This window comes from Kitasatospora sp. NPDC059462 (genome assembly GCF_042749955.1).
In the GTDB taxonomy this organism is placed as follows: Bacteria; Actinomycetota; Actinomycetes; order Streptomycetales; family Streptomycetaceae; genus Kitasatospora.
The window spans coordinates 1-22,286 of record NZ_JBHYUU010000014.1; the positions used below are offsets into that span (position 1 = coordinate 1).

Genomic DNA, 22,286 nt, shown 5'->3' on the forward strand with positions numbered 1-22,286 from the left:
CCACCGGACCGGGCCGGGCCGCCCGGCCCCGCCGCCGGCGGGCCCTGCTGCTCGGCTCGGCCGCCGCGCTGCTCGCCGTCGGCCTCGGCGGCGTCCTCCTCGCACGGCCCTCCGCCCCCGAGCGGCAGGGCCTCGGCGTCGCCGCCGACGCCCCCGCCAACGCCCCCGCAGCCGCCTCCGCGGCCCCGGGAACCTCGCAGGGCTCCACCGGCGACGGCAAGGCCGACCACGGCCCCGGCGCCACCGTCTACCGGGAGGAGCAGCTCGCCGCCCAGGTCCGGGAGCTGCTCGCCGGTACCGCCCCCACCCGGCCCGAGCGACCCGTCGGACCCTCCACCGGCGACGGCGCCGCCCCCTCGGACGGCTCCGGGGCGACCGCCGTCCCGCCCGCCGAGGGCGGCCAGGGCCTGACCGGCGGCCGCTCCGCCCCGGCCTGCCCGCCGCCCAGCACCGCCGCCCTGCTGGCCGGCGACCTCGGCAGCTACGCCGGGGCCCCCGCCGAACTGCTCGTCTACGCCCTGCCCGGCCGCCCCGACCAGCTCGACGTCTACCTCCGCTCCCCCGGCTGCGCCATCCTGCTCCACCGCACGGTCCCGGCCGGCTGACCGGTGGTTCCCGTGCGATCCATGCCACCGACCGCGCGACACTCCCAGAGTCCGGGCGCCTGGTACTGATCCTCCTGGGAATGCGAGACACTGGTCAGTCGTTGTCCCGGGCGGCGGAGCAGGACCGCCCTCCCCGCAGCAAACGCGGGTCGCGATGCGAACCAGGAGATGCAGTGAGCGACGTCCGTAACGTGATCATCATCGGTTCCGGCCCGGCCGGCTACACGGCTGCGCTCTACACGGCCCGTGCCTCCCTCAAGCCGCTGGTCTTCGAGGGAGCCGTCACCGCCGGTGGTGCGCTGATGAACACCACCGAGGTCGAGAACTTCCCGGGCTTCCGGGACGGCATCATGGGCCCCGAGCTGATGGACAACATGCGGGCGCAGGCCGAGCGCTTCGGCGCCGAGCTGGTCCCGGACGACATCGTCGCCGTCGACCTCACGGGCGACGTCAAGACCGTCACCGACTCCGAGGGCAACGTCCACAAGGCCCGCGCCGTGATCGTCACCACCGGCTCCCAGCACCGCAAGCTGGGCCTTCCCAACGAGGACAAGCTGTCCGGCCGCGGCGTCTCCTGGTGCGCGACCTGCGACGGCTTCTTCTTCCGCGACCAGGACATCGCGGTGGTCGGCGGCGGTGACACCGCCCTGGAGGAGGCGACCTTCCTGTCCCGCTTCGCCCGCAGCGTCAAGGTCATCCACCGCCGGGACACCCTGCGCGCCTCCAAGGCGATGCAGGAGCGCGCCTTCGCCGACGAGAAGATCAGCTTCGAGTGGGACAGCGCGGTCGAGGCCATCCACGGCGACCCCAAGCTGTCCGGCGTCACCCTGCGCGACACCACCACCGGCGAGACCCGTGAGCTCCCGGTCACCGGCCTGTTCATCGCCATCGGCCACGACCCGCGCACCGAGCTCTTCAAGGGCCAGCTGGAGCTCGACGCCGAGGGCTACCTCAAGGTCGAGGCGCCCTCCACCCGCACCAACATCCCGGGTGTCTTCGCCGCCGGCGACGTCGTCGACCACACCTACCGCCAGGCCATCACCGCCTCCGGCACCGGCTGCTCCGCCGCCCTGGACGCCGAGCGCTACCTGGCCTCGCTGGCCGACCTGGAGGCCCAGGCCGCCACCGTCGCGGTCTGACCCCACCGACCCCACCGTCCGGGTGGGCGTGTTCCACGTGAAACACGCCCACCCCCGCCGGGCCGAAACAGAACCGCCCCGCGCGGTGTTGTAGACCTGGCAGAGCCCCCCTCCCGCTTGACCCCTTAGGAGTGATCGTGGCCGGCGCCACCACCACCGTGACCGACGCGACGTTCGATGCCGACGTCATCAAGAGCGACAAGCCCGTCCTCGTCGACTTCTGGGCCGAATGGTGCGGCCCGTGCCGCCAGGTGGCCCCGGTCCTGGAGGAGATCGCGGCCGACGAGAGCGACAAGCTCACCATCGCCAAGCTCGATGTCGACGCCAACCAGCAGACCGCCGCGGCGTACAACGTCATCTCCATCCCGACCCTGATCCTCTTCAAGAACGGCGAGCCGGTGAAGCAGATCACCGGTGCCCGTCCGAAGGCCGCGCTGCTGCGCGAGCTGGACGGCCTGATCTGAGGCGGCTCCCCCGCAACGCCACGAGGGGCGGGACTCCCCACCGGGAGTCCCGCCCTCGTGGCGTTGCCGGCCGCGTTCAGAACGGCCGCAGCGCCGGTTCCTTCCGCCCGCCGCCCAGCAGCCGCTCCAGCGCCCCTTCGACGTCCCCCCGCCAGGAGAGGGTGGTCCGCGCCTCCAGCCGCAGCCGCGGGTAGCGGTGGTGCGGACGGACCGTCTTGAAGCCGACCGCCAGCAGGTGCTCGGCCGGCAGCACACAGCTGACCGGCTGCCGCGCCACCGACCCGAACGCCTCGATCGCCCGGAACCCCCGCCCCAGGAGGTCCTTGGCCACCGTCTGCACCAGCACCCGCCCGATCCCCTGCCGCTGGAAGCCCGGCAGCACCCGGCTGACCATCAGCTGGACCGCGTCCGAGGAGACCGGACTGGTCGGGAAGGACTGCGCCCGCGGCACGTACGCGGGCGGGGCGTAGAGCACGAAGCCGGCCGGCCGGTCGTCCACGTAGACCACCCGGCCGCAGGAGCCCCACTCCAGCAGCACCGCGGAGATCCACCCCTCCTTCTCCAGCTCGGGCTTGCCGGACTCGACCGCCGCCCGGCCGCTGACCGGGTCCAGCTCCCAGAACACGCAGGAACGGCAGGTCGACGGCAGGTCCGCGAGGTTGTCCAGCGTCAGCGGAACGATCCGGCGTCCCATGCCCCGCACCTCCTCGTCCACTCCACAGTCGAGCATTCCCCCCGAACGCCGACGGGTGCATGTTTCACGTGAAACAGCGCTCACGCGGAACATGCACCCGTCTCCACCGCACGGTCGACCGGCCTCAGCCCTGCGACAGCCGCAGCCCGTCGTCGCCGGGCGCCATGCTGTCCAGGATCCGGTTGAGGTCCTCCACCGAGCCGAACTCCAGGACCACCTTGCCCTTGCCGAGCTTGCCGCCCCGCTGCGAGACCTCGACCTTGACCCGGGTCTCGAAGCGGTCGGAGAGCCGGCTCGCCAGGTCGTTGAAGGCCGGCGACAGGATCTTGCCCGCCTTGGGCGAGGGCCGCCTGGGCTTCTCCTCGCGCTCCATCAGCGCGACGATCTCCTCGGTGGTCCGCACCGAGAGCCCCTCCGTGACGATCCGCTTGGCCAGCTCCTCCTGCCGCTCGACGTCCGGAGCACCGAGCAGGGCCCGGGCGTGGCCGGCCGTCAGCACCCCTGCGGCCACCCGCCGCTGCACCGCCGGCGACAGCTTCAGCAGCCGCAGGGTGTTGGACACGTGCGAGCGCGAGCGCCCGATCCGGTCCGCCAGCTCGTCATGGGTGCAGGAGAAGTCCCGCAGCAGCTGGTCGTAGGCGGCCGCCTCCTCCAGCGGGTTGAGCTCGGCCCGGTGCAGGTTCTCCAGCAGGGCGTCCAGCAGCAGCTTGTCGTCCTCGGTGGCCCGGACGATCGCCGGGATCTGCTCCAGCCCGGCCTCCCGGGAGGCCCGCCAGCGCCGCTCGCCCATGATGAGCTCGAAGCGTCCCGGCGCCGCCTGGCGCACCACCACCGGCTGGAGCAGGCCCACCTCCTTGATCGAGGCGACCAGCTCGGCCAGCTTGTCCTCGTCGAACACCTCGCGCGGCTGGCGCGGGTTCGGGGTGATCGCGTCCAGCGGCAGCTCGGCGAAGTAGGCGCCGGCCACCCGCGCGAGCTCCGCCTCGGCGGCCTGCTCCCGCAGGCTCTCCGCGGCCGCCTTGGCCGCCAGCGTCCCCCGGCCGGACGGCAGCACCGGCACCGCGGTCGGCGAGACCGCTCCGGGCGAGGCCACCGGGGCCGCCGCCGGCTGCGCCGCGGCGCCGGTCCCGGCTCCACCGCCCGCCGGGGCGGCGGGGCCGATCAGCGCCCCCAGCCCTCGTCCCAGACCCCTGCGACCACTCACCGATTGCCCTCCGTCGTACCGTGCTGTGCTCCCGGGGCGCCCTGCCCCGAACCGTCCCGCTGCTGCCCCACCAACGAGCCGCCGGCCCCCGCGGACACCGCCCGCAGCGCCAGCTCCCGGGCGGCCTCCAGGTAGGAGAGCGCACCGGTGGAGCCCGGGTCGTAGGTGAGCACCGTCTGACCGTAGCTGGGCGCCTCCGAGATGCGGACCGAACGCGGGATCGCGGTGCTCAGCACCTCCTGGTGGAAGTGCGTCCGGACCTCCTCCGCCACCTGGGCGGCCAGCCTGGTCCGGGCGTCGTACATGGTGAGCAGGATGGTGGAGACGTGCAGCACCGGGTTGAGGTGCGCCCGGACCAGCTCGACGTTGCGCAGCAGCTGGCCGAGGCCCTCCAGCGCGTAGTACTCGCACTGGATCGGGATCAGCACCTCCTGGCCGGCGACCAGGGCGTTGACCGTCAGCAGGCCCAGCGAGGGCGGACAGTCGATCAGGATGTAGTCCAGCGGCTGCTCGTAGGCGGCGATGGCCCGCTGCAGCCGGCTCTCCCGGGCCACCAGCGACACCAGCTCGATCTCGGCGCCCGCCAGGTCGATGGTGGCGGGGACGCAGAACAGCCCCTCGACCTCGACCACCGGCTGCACCACGTCGGCCAGCGGCTTGCCCTCCACCAGGACGTCGTAGATCGACGGAACCTCGGCGTGGTGGTCGATGCCGAGCGCGGTCGAGGCATTGCCCTGCGGGTCGAGGTCGATCACCAGGACGCGCAGGCCGTGCATGGCGAGCGAGGCGGCGAGGTTGACGGTGGTGGTGGTCTTGCCCACCCCGCCCTTCTGGTTGGCCACCACCATCACCCGGGTGGCAGCGGGGCGGGGAAGTCCTTCGCCCGCTCGGCCGATGGCCTGGACCGCAGCCTGGGCAGCACGCGCGATGGGCGTGTCATCGATCTGGTCGATGGTCTCCGAGTCCTGCATGGGGCTCAGTGTTTCACGTGAAACCGGAGCGGCAACAGTCGCCGCCCGGCTGCGCGAGAGGATTCCCGAGAGGAGAGAGCGACGTTTCACGTGAAACACCATGCCCGCAATGTCGGAATTCTGACGATGCGACACTCCGGTGGTCCGATGTCGACCTCTCGGCCTTCCCCCCGTCACCCGGATGCGGGAGAACCCGCCGCCACCCCGGGCCGGAGGACCGCGCCGGTGCCGGAACGAACGGGCGGGGAGGTCCCGAGGACCTCCCCGCCCGTGGCGGTCGTCACGTCCGGCTCAGCGGCCGCGCCGCCGGGGGCTGCGGCCCCGGTCGCCCCCGCGCACGGGGCCGCCACCGGCCCGGCCGGCCTTGGCCGCGGCCCTGGCCCGGCGGGTCGCCGCCTTCACACCGCCCGGGCTCTCCCCCACCTTGACCTGGACCACCCGGGTCGAGGTCTCCAGGGTGCCCTCGCCGACCGCGATCACCGACCACTCCACCGCACCGAGCTTCGCCAGCCCGGCCCGGGAGTCGGCCAGCTCCTGCTCCGCGCTGTCGCCCTTGAGCGCCAGCATCTGGCCGTGCGGCCGCAGCAGCGGCAGCCCCCAGCCGGCCAGCCGCTCCATCGGGGCCACCGCCCGCGCGGTCACCACGTCCACCGCCAGCTTGCCGACCATCTCCTCGGCCCGGCCGCGGAGCACGGTGACGTTCTCCAGCCCCAGCTCGCGGACCACCTCCTCCAGGAAGGTGGTGCGCCGCAGCAGCGGCTCCAGCAGCGTCACCGAGACGTCCGGCCTCGCCAGCGCCACCGGGATGCCGGGCAGACCGGCGCCGGAGCCGACGTCGCAGAGCGTCGTCCCGCCCGGCAGCAGCTCGGCGAGGACGGCGCAGTTCAGCACGTGGCGGTCCCAGAGCCGGGGCACCTCGCGCGGCCCGATCAGCCCCCGGGTCACCCCCGAGGTGGCCAGCAGCTCGGTGTAGCGGACCGCGGCGTCGAACCGCTCGCCGAAGACCTCCCGGGCCACGGCCGGCGGTGCGGGCGGCGGCTCGACCGCCGGACGCCCGCCGACGGCCGCGCCCTCGGCACCCGGACCCCCGGCGCCCGTCTCCGGCCCGCCGGCAGGCGCGCTCTCCGTGTCCATCTCGAACTCTCCGCTCCCCGGATCCACCGACCCGCTCCTGCACCGTTTCACGTGAAACATCTCTCGCCGGGCCACCGCCCGCGAAGGGACGACGACCCCGTCCGCGCGGGGCGGACGGGGTCGGGTCCTCGTGTCGCATACCGACCGCCAAAGCCGCCGGCGGTCACCCTGCCGTCAGGCCGGGAGCACGACCACGCACCGCTGGGGCTCCTCGCCCTCCGACTCACTGCGCAGACCGGCCGCGGCCACCGCGTCGTGGACGACCTTGCGCTCGAACGGGGTCATCGGGCGCAGCTTGACCTGCTCCCCCGAGCTCTTCACCTGGTCGGCGGCCTCGGCCCCGAGGGTCGCCAGCTCCGAACGCTTGCGGGCCCGGAAGCCGGCGATGTCCAGCATGAGGCGGCTGCGCTCGCCGGTCTCCCGGTGGACGGCCAACCGGGTCAGCTCCTGCAGCGCCTCCAGCACCTCGCCGTCCTGGCCGACCAGCCGCTGCAGGGAGCGGTCGTTGCCGTCGCTGACGATGGAGACCAGGGCGCGGTCGCCCTCGACGTCCATGTCGATGTCACCGTCGAGGTCGGCGATGTCGAGCAGACCCTCCAGGTAGTCCGCCGCGATGTCGCCCTCCTGCTCCAGGCGGGCGACGAGGCTCTCGTCGGCGCTGTCGGCGGCCTCGGCCTCGACGGCGGAGGTGGTGCCTTCCGTCACTGATGGACTCCTTCGGAGATGGGGCCCGGGTGGTGGGCCGGTAACGAGGTTCAGGGGGCCGTGGGACCGGTCCGGTGCGGACCGGTCACTTCTTCTTCGGCCGCTGACCGCCGCCGCGCTTGGGCTGCTGCCGGCCACCGCCCTGCTGACGGGCCGGGCCCGACTTGGCACCGGCGGGGCGCGCCGCGGTCTGCTTGGCCGCACCCGTGGCACCGGCCGCACCGGTGCCGGAGGTGCCGCCGGAGGTCCCGGTGCCGGAGGTCCCGGTGCCGGCGGAGTCCGCCGGGGCGGCGTCGGCGGGCTGCTCGTCCGGGGCGTCCTTGGTCAGGCTGGTGGTCTGGCCGCCGGTGTGCTGGCGCTGCGACTTCGTCTGCTTCCGCGGCTGCTGCCGGCGCACCTGCACCGACTCCTCGACCACGGCCTCGGCGGTGACGGCGGACTTCTTCGCGGGGAGCAGGCCGAAGAGCGGGCCCTTGATGACCGAGCCGTCCGGGTTCAGCCGGCCGGCCTTCTTCAGGCGGGCCTGACGCTCGTCCCAGGCCTTGCTGCCCGGCGTCGGGTTGTTGCGGATGACGATCAGCTGCTGGCCCATCGACCAGACGTTGGTGGTCAGCCAGTAGACCAGGACACCGACCGGGAAGTTGATGCCCATCACGGCGAACATGATCGGGAAGACGTACATCAGCATCTTCTGCTGCTGCATGAACGGCGTCTTCACCGTGAGGTCGACGTTCTTGGTCATCAGCTGGCGCTGGGTGACGAACTGCGACGCCGACATCAGGATGATCATCACCGCGACGACGATCTTGACGCTGACCTCGCTGCTGCCCACGAAGGTGGCCGAGAGCGGGGCACCGAAGATGTGCGCCTTGCCGGCGCTCACCAGCAGGTCGCCGTCGATCACGCCGATGGCCTTGCCCTTGGCGACCGAGGCCAGCACGCCGTAGAGCGCGGTGAAGAACGGCGCCTGCACGAGGATGGGAAGGCAGCTGGAGAACGGGTTGGTACCCGCCTCCTTGTACAGCTTCATCATCTCTTCGGACTGGCGCTGGCGGTCGTTCTTGTACCGCTCCTGGATGGCCTTCATCTTCGGCTGGATCGCCTGCATGGCCCGGGTCGCCTTGATCTGCTTCACGAAGAGCGGGATCAGGCAGATCCGGATGACGACCACCATCGAGGCGATGGCCAGACCCCAGGCCCAGCCACCATCCGGGTCGAAGACGTGGCTGTACAGCGAGTGGAACTGGACGATGATCCAGGACACCGCTGTGTACAGGGGGTTGAGGAAGGAGAACGTCACCGGTCAGGCTCCTTGGACATTGGGATTGGCCCCATGGGGCCAATGGTCGCCGGGCCCTCTGGGTCCGGACCGGCGGGGGGCGTGATCACCGGCTGTTCGGCGGCGGCCCGGCCGTTCAGCCGGTCCCGCAGCCGGCGGTGCCACGCCGGATGCTTGCGCGGCGGGACATGATCGACCCCGCCGGGAGTCCACGGATTGCAGCGCAGGATGCGCCACACGGTCAGGGCGCCGCCCTTCACCGCCCCGTGCGTCTTCACGGCCTCGAAACCGTAGTGCGAGCAGGACGGGTAGTAACGGCACACCGGACCGAGCAGTGGGCTGATGGTCCACTGGTACACCCTGATCAGACCCATCAGCAGGTACTTCATCGCCCTGCTCCCGTCGGCGCCGAGGCGGCGTGCTCGACCTTGAGCAGCCGTTTGAGCGCCGCGTCCAGGTCGCGTTCGAGTTCCTGGTACGAGGCGGACGCGGCCGGGGGCAGCGCACGCACCACTATCAGGCTACCGGCGGGCAGCCGGGACAGACGATCACGCACGAGGTGACGCAACCGGCGCTTGACCAGGTTGCGGGTGACCGCCGGGCCGACGGCCTTGCTCACGACGAAACCCGCACGCGCCGAAGGAGTCCCCTCGGCGACGTGCGGGCGGATGTCGCTGGTCCGGTCGGTGCGGCCCCCGGGGGCGTCCTCTCTGGCGAGGTGGACGACCAGCAGGGGCCTACCGGCCCGGCGACCGCGTTTGACCGCGGTCGCGAAGTCCTGGCGCCGCCGCAGCCGATTCTCGGAGGGCAGCACAACAGACTCTGGTGCGGATCAGGCGGACAGGCTGGCGCGGCCCTTGCCACGGCGGGCGGCCAGGATGGCGCGGCCGGCGCGGGTACGCATACGCAGCCGGAAGCCGTGGGTCTTCGCGCGACGACGGTTGTTCGGCTGGAAGGTGCGCTTGCTCACTCGGGGGCTCCTGAGGTGAATCGTAGGATGACGGGGAGTCGCTTGGCCGTCACCGTGCGTCCGCGTGATCTCCCCATGTATCGGAAATCCGGCCCATCGCCCCAGTTCGGCTGGGGTTGGAGGCAATCCACGGCGCCCGTGCTGCGCGCCTTATGGAGCGGGTGGACCCGCGGACATGCGGCAGCGGCCATCGACAACTCGACCTGGTTACGGTACGCGGGACGGGGCGCGAGGGTCAAACCAGCCGTCCGGAGGCCGCTTACCCACAGCCTGTGGACAACGACTTGATCCGGCTCTGTTCGCTGACTACCGTTGCAGGACTTGTCTGGTTTGTTCATCGGAAAGCGTGCACCAGTGGCTGATGTCAACAGCGACCTCGTCCCGGTCTGGGCGAGGGTCGTCGAGCGGCTGGTCGGCGACCCGGACATCGGGGAGATGGACAAGCAGTGGGTGCAGCGCACCCAGCCCATGTGGATGATGCACGACACCGCCCTGCTGGCGGCCCCCAACGAGCGGGCCAAGCAGGTGCTGGAAGGGCGGCTGCTGCCGCAGCTGACCGAGGCGCTCTCCCGCGAGCTGGCCCGCCCGGTGCGGATCGCCGTGATGGTCGACGCCAACGCCGTGCCGACCGCCCCCGCGTCGCAGGCCCCCGCCGAGCCGTACCCGAACCCGTCCGAGCAGGACGCCGGCGGCTACGGCGGCCAGGGCTACCCGCAGCAGTCCTACGACCAGGACTACGAGCAGGGCTACGACCAGGGCTACGAGCGGCCCCGCTACGACGACGGCGGCTACCAGCAGCACCCCGCCCCGTACGGCGGCCCGGCGGGCGGCGCCCAGGCCTGGCCCGGCTACCAGGAGCAGCCGCCGGCCTACCGCGAGCCCGAGGAGCCGGCCCCCCGGCCCGCGCCGCGGCACGTCCCCGCGCCGCCCTCGACCACCCAGGGCGACCTCTTCGGCGGCGCCTACGGCCCGGGCCCGGGCGAGCACCCGCGGACCGCCTCCGGCCGCCGCTCCCCCGGGGCCCGCCCGGCCGCCGCCCGCGGCGCGGACAAGGCCCCCGCGGAGCGCGCCACCGACCGCCCCGCGGTCCCCGGCGTGCCCGCCCCGCCCGGCGCGCCCCCGGCCGGCGGCTCCCGCAAGGACGAGCCGGCCGCCAGGCTGAACCCCAAGTACCTGTTCGACACCTTCGTCATCGGCGCGAGCAACCGCTTCGCGCACGCGGCGGCGGTGGCGGTCGCCGAGGCCCCGGCCAAGGCGTACAACCCGCTCTTCATCTACGGCGAGTCCGGGCTGGGCAAGACCCACCTGCTGCACGCCATCGGGCACTACTCGCGCAGCCTCTTCCCGGGCACCCGGGTGCGGTACGTGTCCTCCGAGGAGTTCACCAACGAGTTCATCAACTCCATCCGGGACGGCAAGGCGGACACCTTCCGCAAGCGCTACCGGGACATGGACATCCTGCTCGTGGACGACGTGCAGTTCCTGGCGAGCAAGGAGTCCACGCAGGAGGAGTTCTTCCACACCTTCAACACCCTGCACAACGCCAACAAGCAGATCGTGCTCTCCTCCGACCGGCCGCCCAAGCTGCTGACCACGCTGGAGGACCGGCTGCGCAACCGCTTCGAGTGGGGACTGATCACCGACGTCACCCCGCCGGAGCTGGAGACCCGGATCGCGATCCTGCGCAAGAAGGCGATCCAGGAGCAACTCAACGCCCCCGCCGACGTGCTGGAGTTCATCGCGTCCCGGATCACCCGGAACATCCGGGAGCTGGAGGGGGCCCTGATCCGGGTCACCGCCTTCGCCAACCTCAACCGGGCCCCGGTGGACCTGGAGCTGGCCGGGATCGTCCTCAAGGACCTCATCCCGGGCGGCGACGAGGACGCCGGGCCGGAGATCACCGCCCAGGTGATCATGCAGCAGACCGCCGCCTACTTCGGGCTCGGGGTGGACGACCTCTGCGGATCCTCGCGCAGCCGCGTGCTGGTGACCGCGCGTCAGATCGCCATGTACCTCTGCCGGGAGCTCACCGACCTCTCGCTGCCGAAGATCGGCGCGCAGTTCGGCGGCCGCGACCACACCACGGTGATGCACGCCGACCGCAAGATCCGGTCACTCATGGCCGAGCGGCGCTCGATCTACAACCAGGTCACCGAGCTGACCAACCGCATCAAGAGCTAGCGGGACGGCCCCCGCGGGGCCGGCCCGGCGTGGCCGGAAAAGGGCGTCAGGAGCGATCCTGACGCCCTTTCGGCATATCCACAGGTGTGCACGGCGGTCCGCCGGGGCAGGGATGCGGGTGACGGACGCTCCGCCAGTCCACAGCCCGCGCCGAACATCTGACCAGGGATTCGAACGCCCCCGGTGCGCGAGGCGGAAATCCACAGGCCGGACGGGTTCTCCGTCGTCCACAGGCCCGGGCGCCGTGAGTTATCCAGAATTCCTCCACAGGGCGCCCGCCGCTACGCTCTTCCGCGCAGGTCAGGTGCCTGTGGACTTGTGCACAACCGTTGTCCACAGGGTGTGGACAAGTGCCGGCCCGTCAGTGGGCCGTTCGGGTTGTCCACCGGTTGTCCCCAGGCCGGGCGGGGTTATCCCCAGGTTGTCCACAGCTGCATCCACAGTTCGACAAGCTTCTGCCCTCGTTCATGCCCAGGTGTGAAAGCCGTCACGAAAAGTTGACCGGAGCCCGTGGATAACCGGGTCCGGATCTGGGGACGGTGCTGGGGATAACCTGTGGATACCCAGCGTGCCCTGTGGGTAACGCTCCGCCGTCCACAGCGGGCCGTGTTCGTCCACAGCCGCGGTCCACAGCTCCTGTGGACAAAAAACCGGGCCTGACCTGCGCAAACAGGGTTATCCACGGTTTCCACAGGCCCTACTACTACCACTACACCTATAGACCGTTCGCCTCGTTCAAAAGCGGGTGGGGGCCAAATCTGTGGACAACCGCTGCCCGACATCCGTTCGAGTTGCTTCCGCCCGTCTGCCCCGTCTGTCGGTGGAGTACGTCAGACTGTCCTCGGCGACTGGAAGCGGAGCGGCGGAGCTCGGTGGACAGCCGCGGCGAAGACCAAGATCAGAAGAACCAGACGTGCGAGCGGGAGCGCTCGATCCAGGAGGCGGTTACCGGTGAAGTTCCGGGTGGAGCGTGACGTCCTCGCGGAGGCGGTGGCCTGGGCTGCCCGCAGCCTCCCGGCACGGCCGCCGGTGCCGGTGCTGGCCGGCCTGCTGCTGACGGCCCAGGACGGCAGCCTGGCGCTGTCCGGCTTCGACTACGAGGTCTCGGCCCGGGTCGAGCTGGAGGCCGACATCGAGGAGGCCGGCACCGTGCTGGTCTCCGGCCGGCTGCTCAACGACATCTCGCGCAACCTTCCCAACAGGCCTGTGGAGATCTCCACCGACGGCCAGCGGGTCAGCGTGGTCTGCGGCAGCTCCCGGTTCACCCTGCCGACCCTGCCGGTGGACGAGTACCCGGCACTGCCCCAGATGCCGACCGCGACCGGCACCGTGCCCGGCGACGTGTTCGCCTCCGCGGTCAGCCAGGCCGCCGTGGCCGCCGGCCGCGACGACACCCTGCCGGTGCTCACCGGCGTGCGGGTCGAGATCGAGGGCGACCGGATCACCCTGGCCGCCACCGACCGCTACCGCTTCGCCGTCCGCGAGCTGCTGTGGAAGCCCGAGCAGTCCGACATCTCGGCGGTCGCGCTCGTCCCGGCCAAGACCCTCCAGGACATCGCCAAGTCCCTGGGCAGCGGCGACAACGTGTCCATCGCGCTCTCCTCGGGCGGCGCGGGCGAGGGCCTGATCGGCTTCGAGGGCGCCGGCCGGCGGACCACCACCCGTCTGCTGGAGGGCGAGTTCCCGAAGTACCGCAGCCTCTTCCCGACCGAGTTCAACGCGATCGCGGCGATCCAGACCCAGCCCTTCCTGGAGGCCCTCAAGCGCGTCTCCCTGGTCGCCGAGCGCAACACCCCGGTCCGGCTGAACTTCGAGGAGGGCGTGCTCACCCTGGAGGCCGGCTCCGGCGACGACGCCCAGGCCACCGAGCGGATCGACGCCTCCCTGGAGGGGGACGCCATCTCGATCGCGTTCAACCCGGGCTACCTGGAGGAGGGCCTCAAGGCCATCGACTCCGCCTACGCCCAGCTGAGCTTCACCACCCCGACCAAGCCCGCGCTGCTCAGCGGCAAGGCCGCGGTGGACGCCGAGGCGGACGAGGCCTACCAGTACCTGATCATGCCGGTCCGCCTCTCCGGCTGAGCCCGCCGCGCTCCGGGCAGGTCCGGCCGCCACCGGACCTGCCCGGAGCCGTTCGCCCACGGCTCCGTCCACAGCCCTGTGAACAAACCTGTGGAACCTCCCCCGGTCGGCCCGACCACGAGGAGGCCCTTCCGCTCCAGCACGTAGGCTCAAGGAGGCGCGGCAACGGCGCCGCCCGCAGGGACGTCACCACAGGTAAGGATTTGGCTATGGAGCTCGGCCTCATCGGTCTCGGCAAGATGGGCGGCAACATGCGCGAGCGGATCCGCCGCGCCGGCCACACCGTCATCGGCTACGACCGCAACCCCGACATCTCCGACGTCGAGAGCCTCCAGGAGCTGGTCACCAAGCTGCAGGGCCCGCGCGTCGTCTGGGTCATGGTCCCGGCCGGCGCCGCCACCCAGGCCACCGTGGACGAGCTGGCCGAGCTGCTCTCGCCCGGCGACGTGGTCGTCGACGGCGGCAACTCCCGCTGGACCGACGACATCAAGCACGCCGAGGCGCTGGCCGCCAAGGGCATCGGCTTCGTCGACTGCGGCGTCTCGGGCGGCGTCTGGGGCCTGGAGAACGGCTACGCGCTGATGTACGGCGGCGACGCCGAGCACGTGGCCAAGGTCCAGCCGGTCTTCGACGCGCTCAAGCCCGAGGGCGACTTCGGCTCGGTGCACGCGGGCGCGGTCGGCGCCGGCCACTTCGCCAAGATGGTCCACAACGGCATCGAGTACGCGATGATGCAGGCCTTCGCCGAGGGCTGGGAGCTGCTGGAGGCCGCCCCCGAGGTCACCGACGTCCGCGAGGTCTTCCGCAGCTGGCAGGAGGGCACCGTGATCCGCTCCTGGCTGCTCGACCTGGCCGTGCGCGCCCTGGACGAGGACGAGCACCTGGGCAAGCTCAAGGGCTGGGCCGCCGACTCCGGCGAGGGCCGCTGGACCGTCGAGGCCGCGATCGACCACGCCGTCCCGCTGCCGGCCATCACCGCCTCGCTGTTCGCCCGCTTCGCCTCCCGCCAGGACGACTCGCCGCAGATGAAGATGATCGCCGCGCTGCGCAACCAGTTCGGCGGCCACGCGGTCGAGTCGAAGTAGTCCCCGCAGGTCCCTCCACAGAAGGCGAGCGCAGTCCACCGCCATGCACGTCGCGCACCTGTCGCTCGCCGACTTCCGTTCCTACGCCCGGGCCGAGGTCCCCCTCGACCCGGGCGTGACGGCGTTCGTCGGCCCCAACGGCCAGGGCAAGACCAATCTGGTCGAGGCGGTCGGCTACGTCGCCACCCTGGGCAGCCACCGGGTCGCCACCGACGCCCCGCTGATCCGGCTGGGCGCCGAGCGCGCGGTGATCCGCACCTCCGTGGTGGACCGCGGCCGCTCCACCCTGGTCGAGCTGGAGATCACCCCCGGCAAGGCCAACCGGGCCCGGATCAACCGCTCCGACAACGTCCGCCCGCGCGACGTGCTGGGCCTGCTGCGCACCGTGCTGTTCGCCCCCGAGGACCTCGCCCTGGTCAAGGGCGACCCGGGGGAGCGCCGGCGCTTCCTGGACGAGCTGCTGACCGCCCGCGCGCCCCGGCTGGCCGGGGTCCGGCAGGACTACGAGCGGGTGCTCAAGCAGCGCAACGCCCTGCTGAAGACCGCCGCGATGGCCCGCCGGGCCGGCGGCGGCAAGGGCGCCGACCTGTCCACCCTGGAGGTCTGGGACGGCCACCTGGCCCGGGCCGGCGCCGAACTCACCGCCTTCCGGCTCCAGCTGGTGGCCGCCCTCCAGCCGCTGGTCACGGCCGCCTACGGGCAGCTCGCGCCGGGCGGCGGCGACACCGCCCTGGAGTACCGCAGCTCCTTCGAGGGCGAGCTGCCGACCAGCCGCGAGCAGGCCGAGGAGCAGCTGCTGGAGGCGCTGCGGACGGTCCGCAAGCAGGAGGTCGAGCGCGGGGTCACCCTGGTCGGCCCGCACCGCGACGAGCTGCTGCTCAAGCTCGGCCCGCTGCCCGCCAAGGGCTACGCCAGCCACGGCGAGTCCTGGTCCTTCGCGCTGGCGCTGCGGCTGGCCTCCTACGAGCTGCTGCGGGCGGACGGCGGCGAGCCGGTGCTGGTCCTGGACGACGTCTTCGCCGAGCTGGACGCCGCCCGCCGCGACCGGCTGGCCGAGCTGGTGGCCGGCGGCGAGCAGGTGCTGGTGACCGCGGCGGTGGCCGAGGACGTGCCGAAGGCGCTGGCCGGCGCCCGGTACGCGGTCGCCGACGGCGCCGTCCGGCGCGTCACCGGCTGATCGCGCCGCACCGCGCTCCACGGACCGCCGCCGGCGGTCGCACACCCCGCACCCGTAGCCCCGGGGACGCCCACCCGTGCCGTCGCGCGCCCTCCCGGCTCCCGTACGCTGGACGGCTCACCGTTGTCCACAGGGTGGGGATAAGGAGATCGCCGTGAGCGATTCGGCGGAGCACCCCGGGCCGACCGGTGCCGACCTGGCGCGCTCGGCGCTGCGGGCGGCCCGGGCTCAGGCCCGCCAGCGCGGTGAGCAGGTGCGCGAGAAGCGCGAGGCGAAGCGGCACGGTCTGCGCAGCGGGGCCCGCTCGGACGGCCGTGACCCGGTGCCGCTGGGGGCGGCGCTGACCCGGCTGCTGACCGAACGGGGCTGGGAGTCCTCGGCCGCGGTCGGCGGGGTGATGGGCCGTTGGCCGCAGATCGTCGGACCGGACATCGCGGCGCACTGCACCCCCACCGCCTACGACGACGAGGCCGCGGTGCTCACGGTGCAGTGCGACTCCACCGCGTGGGCCACTCAACTCCGCTGGCTGGCAAGGCAGTTGGTGGCCCGTCTGAACCACGAGCTGGGCCACGGCACGGTCCGCACCATCAAGGTGCTCGGCCCCGCGGCCCCGGTGCGCGGCTACGGCCGGCTGCGCGCCCCCGGCAGCAAGGGCCCCGGCGACACCTGGGGATAGCCGCCGCCCGCCCGCCTCCGCCCGGCCCGGGGCGGTCGGTCCGGGAGCGGAGCGGACCGTGATCCTCCGGAACCCCTGACGGCCCTGCCAGGCGGCCTGAGCCCCCCGAGCGAGTATCGGGACATGTCCCGAGGGGATTCAGGGCGCCATTTCTGCCCTCAGAGGCTGCCAAACGCCCATCGATGTCAGTCGTACCGGTAGACTGGGGGCCAAACACTGTTGCTAGTGGCAACCGAGTCGAAACGCCGTGGTCGCACGCCCGCCCGTAGGAGGCGGGGATGCGGCCCGCGCTGTGCCAGAGAGGGCGCTTCGTGGCCGATTCCGGCAACCCCAGCCAGATCCCAGACCAGACCGACCAGTCCGACAGGTCGTACGACGCCAGTGCCATCCAGGTGCTGGAGGGCCTCGACGCCGTCCGCAAGCGCCCCGGCATGTACATCGGCTCGACCGGTGAGCGCGGCCTGCACCACCTGGTGCAGGAGATCGTGGACAACTCCGTCGACGAGGCGATGGCCGGGCACGCGGACACCATCGACGTGACCCTCCTCGCCGACGGCGGCGTGCGCGTGGTCGACAACGGCCGCGGCATCCCGGTCGGCATCATGCCGGGCCAGGGCAAGCCGGCCGTCGAGGTCGTGCTGACGGTTCTGCACGCGGGCGGCAAGTTCGGCAACGGCGGCTACGCGGTCTCCGGCGGTCTGCACGGCGTCGGCGTCTCCGTCGTGAACGCGCTCTCCACCCGCCTCGCGGTGGAGATCCACACCGACGGCCACCGCTGGACGCAGGAGTACAAGGCCGGCACCCCGACCGCCCCGCTGTCCCAGCACGAGGCCGCCGAGCGCACCGGCACCAGCGTCACCTTCTGGGCCGACCCGGAGATCTTCGAGACCACGGTCTACTCCTTCGAGACGCTCTCCCGCCGCTTCCAGGAGATGGCGTTCCTCAACAAGGGCCTGACCATCGCCCTGACCGACGAGCGCCCCGAGCACGTCGACGAGGAGGGCAAGCCGCTCTCCGTCACCTACAAGTACGACGGCGGCATCGCCGACTTCGTCGCCCACCTCAACTCCCGCAAGGGCGAGGTCGTCCACCCCTCGGTGATCGACTTCGAGGCGGAGGACAAGGACAAGGCGATCTCGGTGGAGATCGCCATGCAGTGGAACTCCTCGTACACCGAGGGGGTCTACTCCTTCGCCAACACCATCCACACCCACGGCGGCGGTACCCACGAGGAGGGCTTCCGCGCCGCGCTGACCGGCCTGGTCAACCGCTACGCGCGGGACAAGAAGCTGCTCCGCGAGAAGGACGACAACCTCTCCGGCGAGGACATCCGCGAGGGCCTGACCGCGATCATCTCGGTCAAGCTCGGCGAGCCGCAGTTCGAGGGCCAGACCAAGGACAAGCTCGGCAACACCGAGGCGAAGACCTTCGTCCAGAAGGTCGTCCACGAGCACTTCGGGGACTGGCTGGACCGCAACCCCAACGAGGCCGCGGACATCATCCGCAAGTCCATCCAGGCCGCCACCGCGCGCGTCGCCGCCCGCAAGGCCCGCGACCTCACCCGCCGCAAGGGCCTGCTGGAGTCCGCCTCGCTGCCCGGCAAGCTCAGCGACTGCCAGTCCAAGGACCCGGCCGAGTGCGAGATCTTCATCGTCGAGGGTGACTCCGCCGGCGGCTCGGCCAAGCAGGGCCGCGACCCCCGCACCCAGGCCATCCTCCCGATCCGCGGCAAGATCCTGAACGTCGAGAAGGCCCGGATCGACAAGGTGCTGCAGAACACCGAGGTCCAGGCGCTGATCTCGGCCTTCGGCTGCGGCATCCAGGAGGACTACGACGAGTCCAAGCTGCGCTACCACAAGATCGTGCTGATGGCCGACGCCGACGTCGACGGCCAGCACATCCGCACCCTGCTGCTGACCCTGCTGTTCCGCTTCATGCGGCCGCTGGTCGAGTCCGGCTACGTCTACCTGGCGATGCCGCCGCTGTACAAGATCAAGTGGGGCAAGGACGACTTCGAGTACGCCTACTCCGACCGCGAGCGCGACGCGCTGATCGCCGCCGGGGTCGAGGCGGGGCGCCGCCTTCCGAAGGACGACGCGATCCAGCGGTTCAAGGGTCTCGGCGAGATGAACGCCGAGGAGCTCCGGGTCACCACCATGGACGCCGAGCACCGCCTGCTCCTCCAGGTCACCCTGGAGGACGCCGCCCGCGCCGACGAGCTGTTCTCGGTCCTCATGGGCGAGGATGTCGAGGCCCGCCGCTCCTTCATCCAGCGCAACGCCAAGGACGTCCGCTTCCTGGACGTGTGACGCCTGCCCGCAGGCCCCGCACGTACCAGTCCGCGTGAAAGGAAACTGACCACCAGTGGTCGACGACAACCGTCCCGAAGGCGAGCAGCCCGAGACCCCCGAGGCCGCCGCCACGGTGACCATGCGCATCGAGCCGGTCGAGCTCGAAACCGAGATGCAGCGCTCGTACCTCGACTACGCGATGAGCGTCATCGTCAGCCGGGCGCTGCCCGAGGTGCGCGACGGCCTGAAGCCGGTGCACCGCCGCGTGCTGTACGCGATGTACGACGGCGGCTACCGCCCCGAGAAGGGGTACTACAAGTGCGCCCGCGTCGTCGGCGACGTCATGGGCAACTACCACCCGCACGGTGACACCTCGATCTACGACACCGTGGTCCGCCTGGCCCAGCCGTGGTCGATGCGGATGCCGCTGGTGGACGGCAACGGCAACTTCGGCTCCCCGGGCAACGACCCGGCCGCGGCCATGCGCTACACCGAGTGCAAGATGGCGCCGCTGGCCATGGAGATGATGCGCGACATCGACGAGGAGACCGTCGACTTCGCGCCCAACTACGACGGCCGCTCGCAGGAGCCCACCGTCCTGCCCGCGCGCTTCCCCAACCTGCTGGTCAACGGTGCCACCGGCATCGCGGTCGGCATGGCCACCAACATCCCGCCGCACAACCTGCGCGAGGTCGCCTCCGGCGCGCTCTGGTACCTGGAGAACCCGGAGGCCTCCGCCGAGGACCTGCTGGACGCCCTGATCGAGCGGATCAAGGGCCCGGACTTCCCCACCGGCGCGCTGATCGTCGGCCGCCGCGGCATCGACGACTACTACCGCACCGGCCGCGGCTCGGTCACCATGCGCGCCGTGGTCGAGGTCGAGGAGATCCAGGGCCGGCAGTGCCTGGTGATCACCGAGCTGCCCTACCAGGTCAACCCGGACAACCTCGCGCTGAAGATCGCCGACCTGGTCAAGGACGGCAAGATCGCCGGCATCGCCGACGTCCGCGACGAGTCCTCGGCCCGCACCGGCACCCGCCTGGTGGTCGTGCTCAAGCGCGACGCGGTCGCCAAGGTCGTGCTGAACAACCTCTACAAGCACACCGACCTGCAGACCAACTTCGGCGCCAACATGCTGGCCCTGGTCGACGGCGTGCCGCGCACCCTGTCGCTGGACGCCTTCATCCGGCACTGGGTCAACCACCAGGTCGAGGTCATCGTCCGGCGCACCACCTTCCGGCTGCGCAAGGCCGAGGAGCGCGCCCACATCCTGCGCGCGCTGCTGCGCGCCCTGGACATGATCGACGAGGTCATCGCGCTGATCCGGGCCTCGGCGAGCGCCGACGCCGCCCGCACCGGCCTGATGGAGCTGCTCTCGATCGACGAGCTCCAGGCCAACGCGATCCTGGAGATGCAGCTGCGCCGGCTGGCCGCCCTGGAGCGCCAGCGGATCACCGACGAGCACGACGAGCTGCAGCGCAAGATCGACGAGTACAACGCGATCCTGGCCTCGCCGACCCGCCAGCGCGGGATCATCTCCGAGGAGCTCACCGCGATCGTCGAGAAGTACGGCGACGAGCGGCGCTCCACCCTCATCCCCTCCGACGGCGACCTCTCCATCGAGGACCTCATCGCCGAGGAGGACATCGTTGTCACCATCACCCGCGGCGGCTACGTCAAGCGCACCCGCTCCGACCTCTACCGCTCGCAGAAGCGCGGCGGCAAGGGCGTGCGCGGCGCCCAGCTCAAGCAGGACGACATCGTCGACCACTTCTTCGTGACGACGACCCACAACTGGATCCTGTTCTTCACCAACAAGGGCCGGGTCTACCGCGCCAAGGGCTACGAGCTGCCGGACGCCGGCCGCGACGCCCGCGGCCAGCACGTGGCCAACCTGCTGGCCTTCCAGCCGGACGAGCACATCGCCCAGGTGAAGGCGATCCGCACCTACGAGGACAAGCCCTACCTCGTCCTCGCCACCCGGGCCGGCCTGGTGAAGAAGTCCCCGCTGAAGGACTACGACTCCCCGCGCTCCGGCGGCCTGATCGCGATCAACCTGCGCCAGGACGACGAGGGCCGGGACGACGAGCTGATCGGCGCCGAGCTGGTCTCCGCCGAGGACGACCTGCTGCTCGTCTCCAAGAAGGCGCAGTCGATCCGCTTCACCGCCACCGACGAGGCGCTGCGCTCCACCGGCCGCGCCACCTCCGGCGTCAAGGGCATGGCCTTCCGCGAGAACGACGAACTGCTCTCGATGAACGTGGTCCGTCCGGGCACCTTCGTCTTCACCGCGACCGACGGCGGCTACGCCAAGCGCACCGGTGTGGACGAGTACCGTGTCCAGGGACGCGGCGGCTACGGCACCAAGGCGGCGAAGATCGTCGAGGGCCGGGGCTCGCTGGTCGGCGCGCTCGTCGTCGACGAGACCGACGAGATCATGGCGATCACCCTCTCCGGAGGAGTGATCCGCACGAGGGTTTCCGAGGTTCGTGAAACCGGACGTGACACCATGGGCGTCCAACTGATCAACCTGGGCAAGCGCGATGCGGTCGTGGGCATGGCCCGCAACGCGGAGGCCGAGGACGAGGAGTCGGCGGAGGACGAGGTGGCGGGTACCGAGTCCACCGAGGTGGCCGAGGGTACGGAGACGGAGCCGGGCGGCGGGACCGCCCAGGCCTGACCTCGTACCGCGTCGGCCGGTACCGTCACGTCCGTACATCCGTACACGACGTGGCGGTACCGGCCGCCGACCAGTTCCGGGCAATCCCGCCGGGCGCTGGATGACGAGTGACGAAGCAGGGCGGTGCGCCGTCCTGGCGGGAAGTGCGGGAGGACCAGTGAGTGGAGCCACGGGTGCTGGGGGAGGCGCCGCCGGCGGCCGTCCGGGCGCAGCACAGGGCGGCGGGGCGTACGGCGTGCCGCAGCCGCCGGCCGAGCACCCGGCCGCGTCCACCTCGCTGATGCCGCCGGTCGGCGGGGCGGGCCAGGGCGGGACGTACGGTGGCCAGCCGACGCCCCCGCCGGGTGCCCCGGCGGCGGGCGGCAACGGCTTCTCCCAGCCGACCACCTACGCCAAGGGGCAGCCGACCCCGCCCCGGGGCACCCGGGTCGGCGGCGGCAACACCCCGCCCGGCGGGACGCCCGCCGCGGGCGTGCGCCGTCCGGCCGCGCCGCCGGCCGCCGGCGGTGGCCTGGGCCGGACCAGGAAGGCCCGGCTGCGGGTGACCAAGGCCGACCCGTGGTCGGTCATGAAGGTCAGCTTCCTGCTGTCGCTGGCGGTCGGGATCATCATCATCGTGGCGGCCGCGGTGCTGTGGATGACGCTGGACTCGCTCGGCGTCTTCGACTCGCTCGGCAAGACCCTGAAGGACGTCACCGGCTCGGACACCAACGGCGGCGGCCTGAACATCATGGACTACGTGGGCTTCGGCAAGGTGATGACCTTCACCTCGCTGATCGCCGTGGTCGACGTGGTGCTGCTGACCGCGCTCTCCACGCTCTCGGCGTTCATCTACAACGCGGCGGCCGGCTTCACCGGCGGCATCGAGCTCACCCTGGCCGAGGAGGACTGATCCCCCGGGCCTGACCCGGGATCAGTTCCCCTCCCCCCTCGGGGATTTTCCGTCCGT

General features: G+C 71.7%; 18 protein-coding genes and 2 pseudogenes. 11 read left to right on the top strand and 9 right to left on the bottom strand.

Features of this window, described 5'->3' with window-relative positions; genetic code table 11:
- From ACFXAM_RS06230 to trxA, 3 genes and pseudogenes are all read left to right on the top strand, one after another.
- Positions 1-605 (top strand): annotated as a pseudogene (locus ACFXAM_RS06230) (hypothetical protein); the annotation flags it as partial.
- Between the two features lie 173 nt (positions 606-778).
- A complete protein-coding gene (trxB, locus tag ACFXAM_RS06235; RefSeq protein ID WP_380287927.1) occupies positions 779-1,744 on the top strand; it encodes a thioredoxin-disulfide reductase in 966 nt (321 codons plus the stop codon).
- A 137-nt stretch (positions 1,745-1,881) separates the two neighbouring features.
- The gene (trxA, locus tag ACFXAM_RS06240; RefSeq protein WP_376086399.1) at positions 1,882-2,208 is read left to right on the top strand and encodes a thioredoxin; all 327 of its coding nucleotides are present in this window, start codon (positions 1,882-1,884) and stop codon (positions 2,206-2,208) included.
- 76 nt (positions 2,209-2,284) lie between these two features.
- Here trxA and ACFXAM_RS06245 read toward each other — a convergent pair whose 3' ends face one another.
- The 9 genes from ACFXAM_RS06245 to rpmH all read right to left on the bottom strand — a co-directional run bounded on the left by ACFXAM_RS06245 (position 2,285) and on the right by rpmH (position 9,165).
- Positions 2,285-2,902, bottom strand: a complete 618-nt coding sequence (locus tag ACFXAM_RS06245) for a GNAT family N-acetyltransferase (protein ID WP_380287930.1) — start codon at positions 2,900-2,902, stop codon at positions 2,285-2,287.
- Between the two features lie 124 nt (positions 2,903-3,026).
- Positions 3,027-4,106, bottom strand: coding sequence for a ParB/RepB/Spo0J family partition protein (locus ACFXAM_RS06250; protein ID WP_380287932.1), 1,080 nt, complete (start codon positions 4,104-4,106; stop codon positions 3,027-3,029).
- The gene (locus ACFXAM_RS06255) at positions 4,103-5,077 is read right to left on the bottom strand and encodes a ParA family protein (RefSeq protein WP_380287934.1); all 975 of its coding nucleotides are present in this window, start codon (positions 5,075-5,077) and stop codon (positions 4,103-4,105) included. The genes ACFXAM_RS06250 and ACFXAM_RS06255 overlap by 4 nt, the downstream gene beginning before the upstream one ends.
- 291 nt (positions 5,078-5,368) lie before the next feature.
- Positions 5,369-6,211 carry a 16S rRNA (guanine(527)-N(7))-methyltransferase RsmG gene (gene rsmG / locus ACFXAM_RS06260; protein ID WP_380287936.1) on the bottom strand — a complete coding sequence of 281 codons (843 nt, stop codon included), beginning with the start codon at positions 6,209-6,211 and terminating at the stop codon, positions 5,369-5,371.
- Between the two features lie 174 nt (positions 6,212-6,385).
- On the bottom strand, positions 6,386-6,916 hold the full coding sequence (locus ACFXAM_RS06265; RefSeq protein ID WP_380287938.1) for a protein jag: 531 nt from the start codon (positions 6,914-6,916) through the stop codon (positions 6,386-6,388).
- A gap of 85 nt (positions 6,917-7,001) precedes the next feature.
- Positions 7,002-8,216, bottom strand: a complete 1,215-nt coding sequence (gene yidC / locus ACFXAM_RS06270; RefSeq protein ID WP_380287940.1) for a membrane protein insertase YidC — start codon at positions 8,214-8,216, stop codon at positions 7,002-7,004.
- A complete protein-coding gene (gene yidD / locus ACFXAM_RS06275; RefSeq protein WP_380287942.1) occupies positions 8,213-8,584 on the bottom strand; it encodes a membrane protein insertion efficiency factor YidD in 372 nt (123 codons plus the stop codon). The genes yidC and yidD overlap by 4 nt, the downstream gene beginning before the upstream one ends.
- Positions 8,581-9,009, bottom strand: a complete 429-nt coding sequence (gene rnpA / locus ACFXAM_RS06280) for a ribonuclease P protein component (RefSeq protein ID WP_380287944.1) — start codon at positions 9,007-9,009, stop codon at positions 8,581-8,583. Before rnpA ends, yidD begins: the two co-directional genes overlap by 4 nt.
- Before the next feature lie 18 nt (positions 9,010-9,027).
- Positions 9,028-9,165 carry a 50S ribosomal protein L34 gene (gene rpmH, locus ACFXAM_RS06285; RefSeq protein WP_030059672.1) on the bottom strand — a complete coding sequence of 46 codons (138 nt, stop codon included), beginning with the start codon at positions 9,163-9,165 and terminating at the stop codon, positions 9,028-9,030.
- Between the two features lie 354 nt (positions 9,166-9,519).
- Between rpmH and dnaA the strand changes: the two genes are divergently transcribed.
- The 8 genes and pseudogenes from dnaA (at position 9,520) to ACFXAM_RS06325 (ending at position 22,229) form a co-directional block, all read left to right on the top strand.
- Complete coding sequence (gene dnaA, locus ACFXAM_RS06290) at positions 9,520-11,346, top strand: chromosomal replication initiator protein DnaA (RefSeq protein ID WP_380287946.1); 1,827 nt, start codon at positions 9,520-9,522, stop codon at positions 11,344-11,346.
- Between the two features lie 951 nt (positions 11,347-12,297).
- Positions 12,298-13,428: a DNA polymerase III subunit beta gene (gene dnaN / locus ACFXAM_RS06295; protein WP_380287948.1), complete on the top strand. Its 1,131-nt coding sequence runs from the start codon at positions 12,298-12,300 to the stop codon at positions 13,426-13,428.
- Between the two features lie 188 nt (positions 13,429-13,616).
- A pseudogene (gene gnd, locus ACFXAM_RS06300) lies at positions 13,617-14,513 on the top strand (phosphogluconate dehydrogenase (NAD(+)-dependent, decarboxylating)); the annotation flags it as partial.
- 43 nt (positions 14,514-14,556) lie between these two features.
- A complete protein-coding gene (gene recF, locus ACFXAM_RS06305) occupies positions 14,557-15,690 on the top strand; it encodes a DNA replication/repair protein RecF (protein ID WP_380287950.1) in 1,134 nt (377 codons plus the stop codon).
- Between the two features lie 154 nt (positions 15,691-15,844).
- On the top strand, positions 15,845-16,366 hold the full coding sequence (locus ACFXAM_RS06310; RefSeq protein ID WP_350543082.1) for a DciA family protein: 522 nt from the start codon (positions 15,845-15,847) through the stop codon (positions 16,364-16,366).
- A gap of 278 nt (positions 16,367-16,644) precedes the next feature.
- Complete coding sequence (gene gyrB, locus ACFXAM_RS06315) at positions 16,645-18,675, top strand: DNA topoisomerase (ATP-hydrolyzing) subunit B (protein WP_380287953.1); 2,031 nt, start codon at positions 16,645-16,647, stop codon at positions 18,673-18,675.
- Positions 18,676-18,796: 121 nt separating this feature from the next.
- Entirely contained in the window at positions 18,797-21,337 is a 2,541-nt protein-coding gene (gene gyrA / locus ACFXAM_RS06320) for a DNA gyrase subunit A (protein ID WP_380288087.1), read from the top strand.
- Between the two features lie 157 nt (positions 21,338-21,494).
- Complete coding sequence (locus ACFXAM_RS06325) at positions 21,495-22,229, top strand: DUF3566 domain-containing protein (RefSeq protein ID WP_380287955.1); 735 nt, start codon at positions 21,495-21,497, stop codon at positions 22,227-22,229.
- Positions 22,230-22,286: the final 57 nt, after the last annotated feature.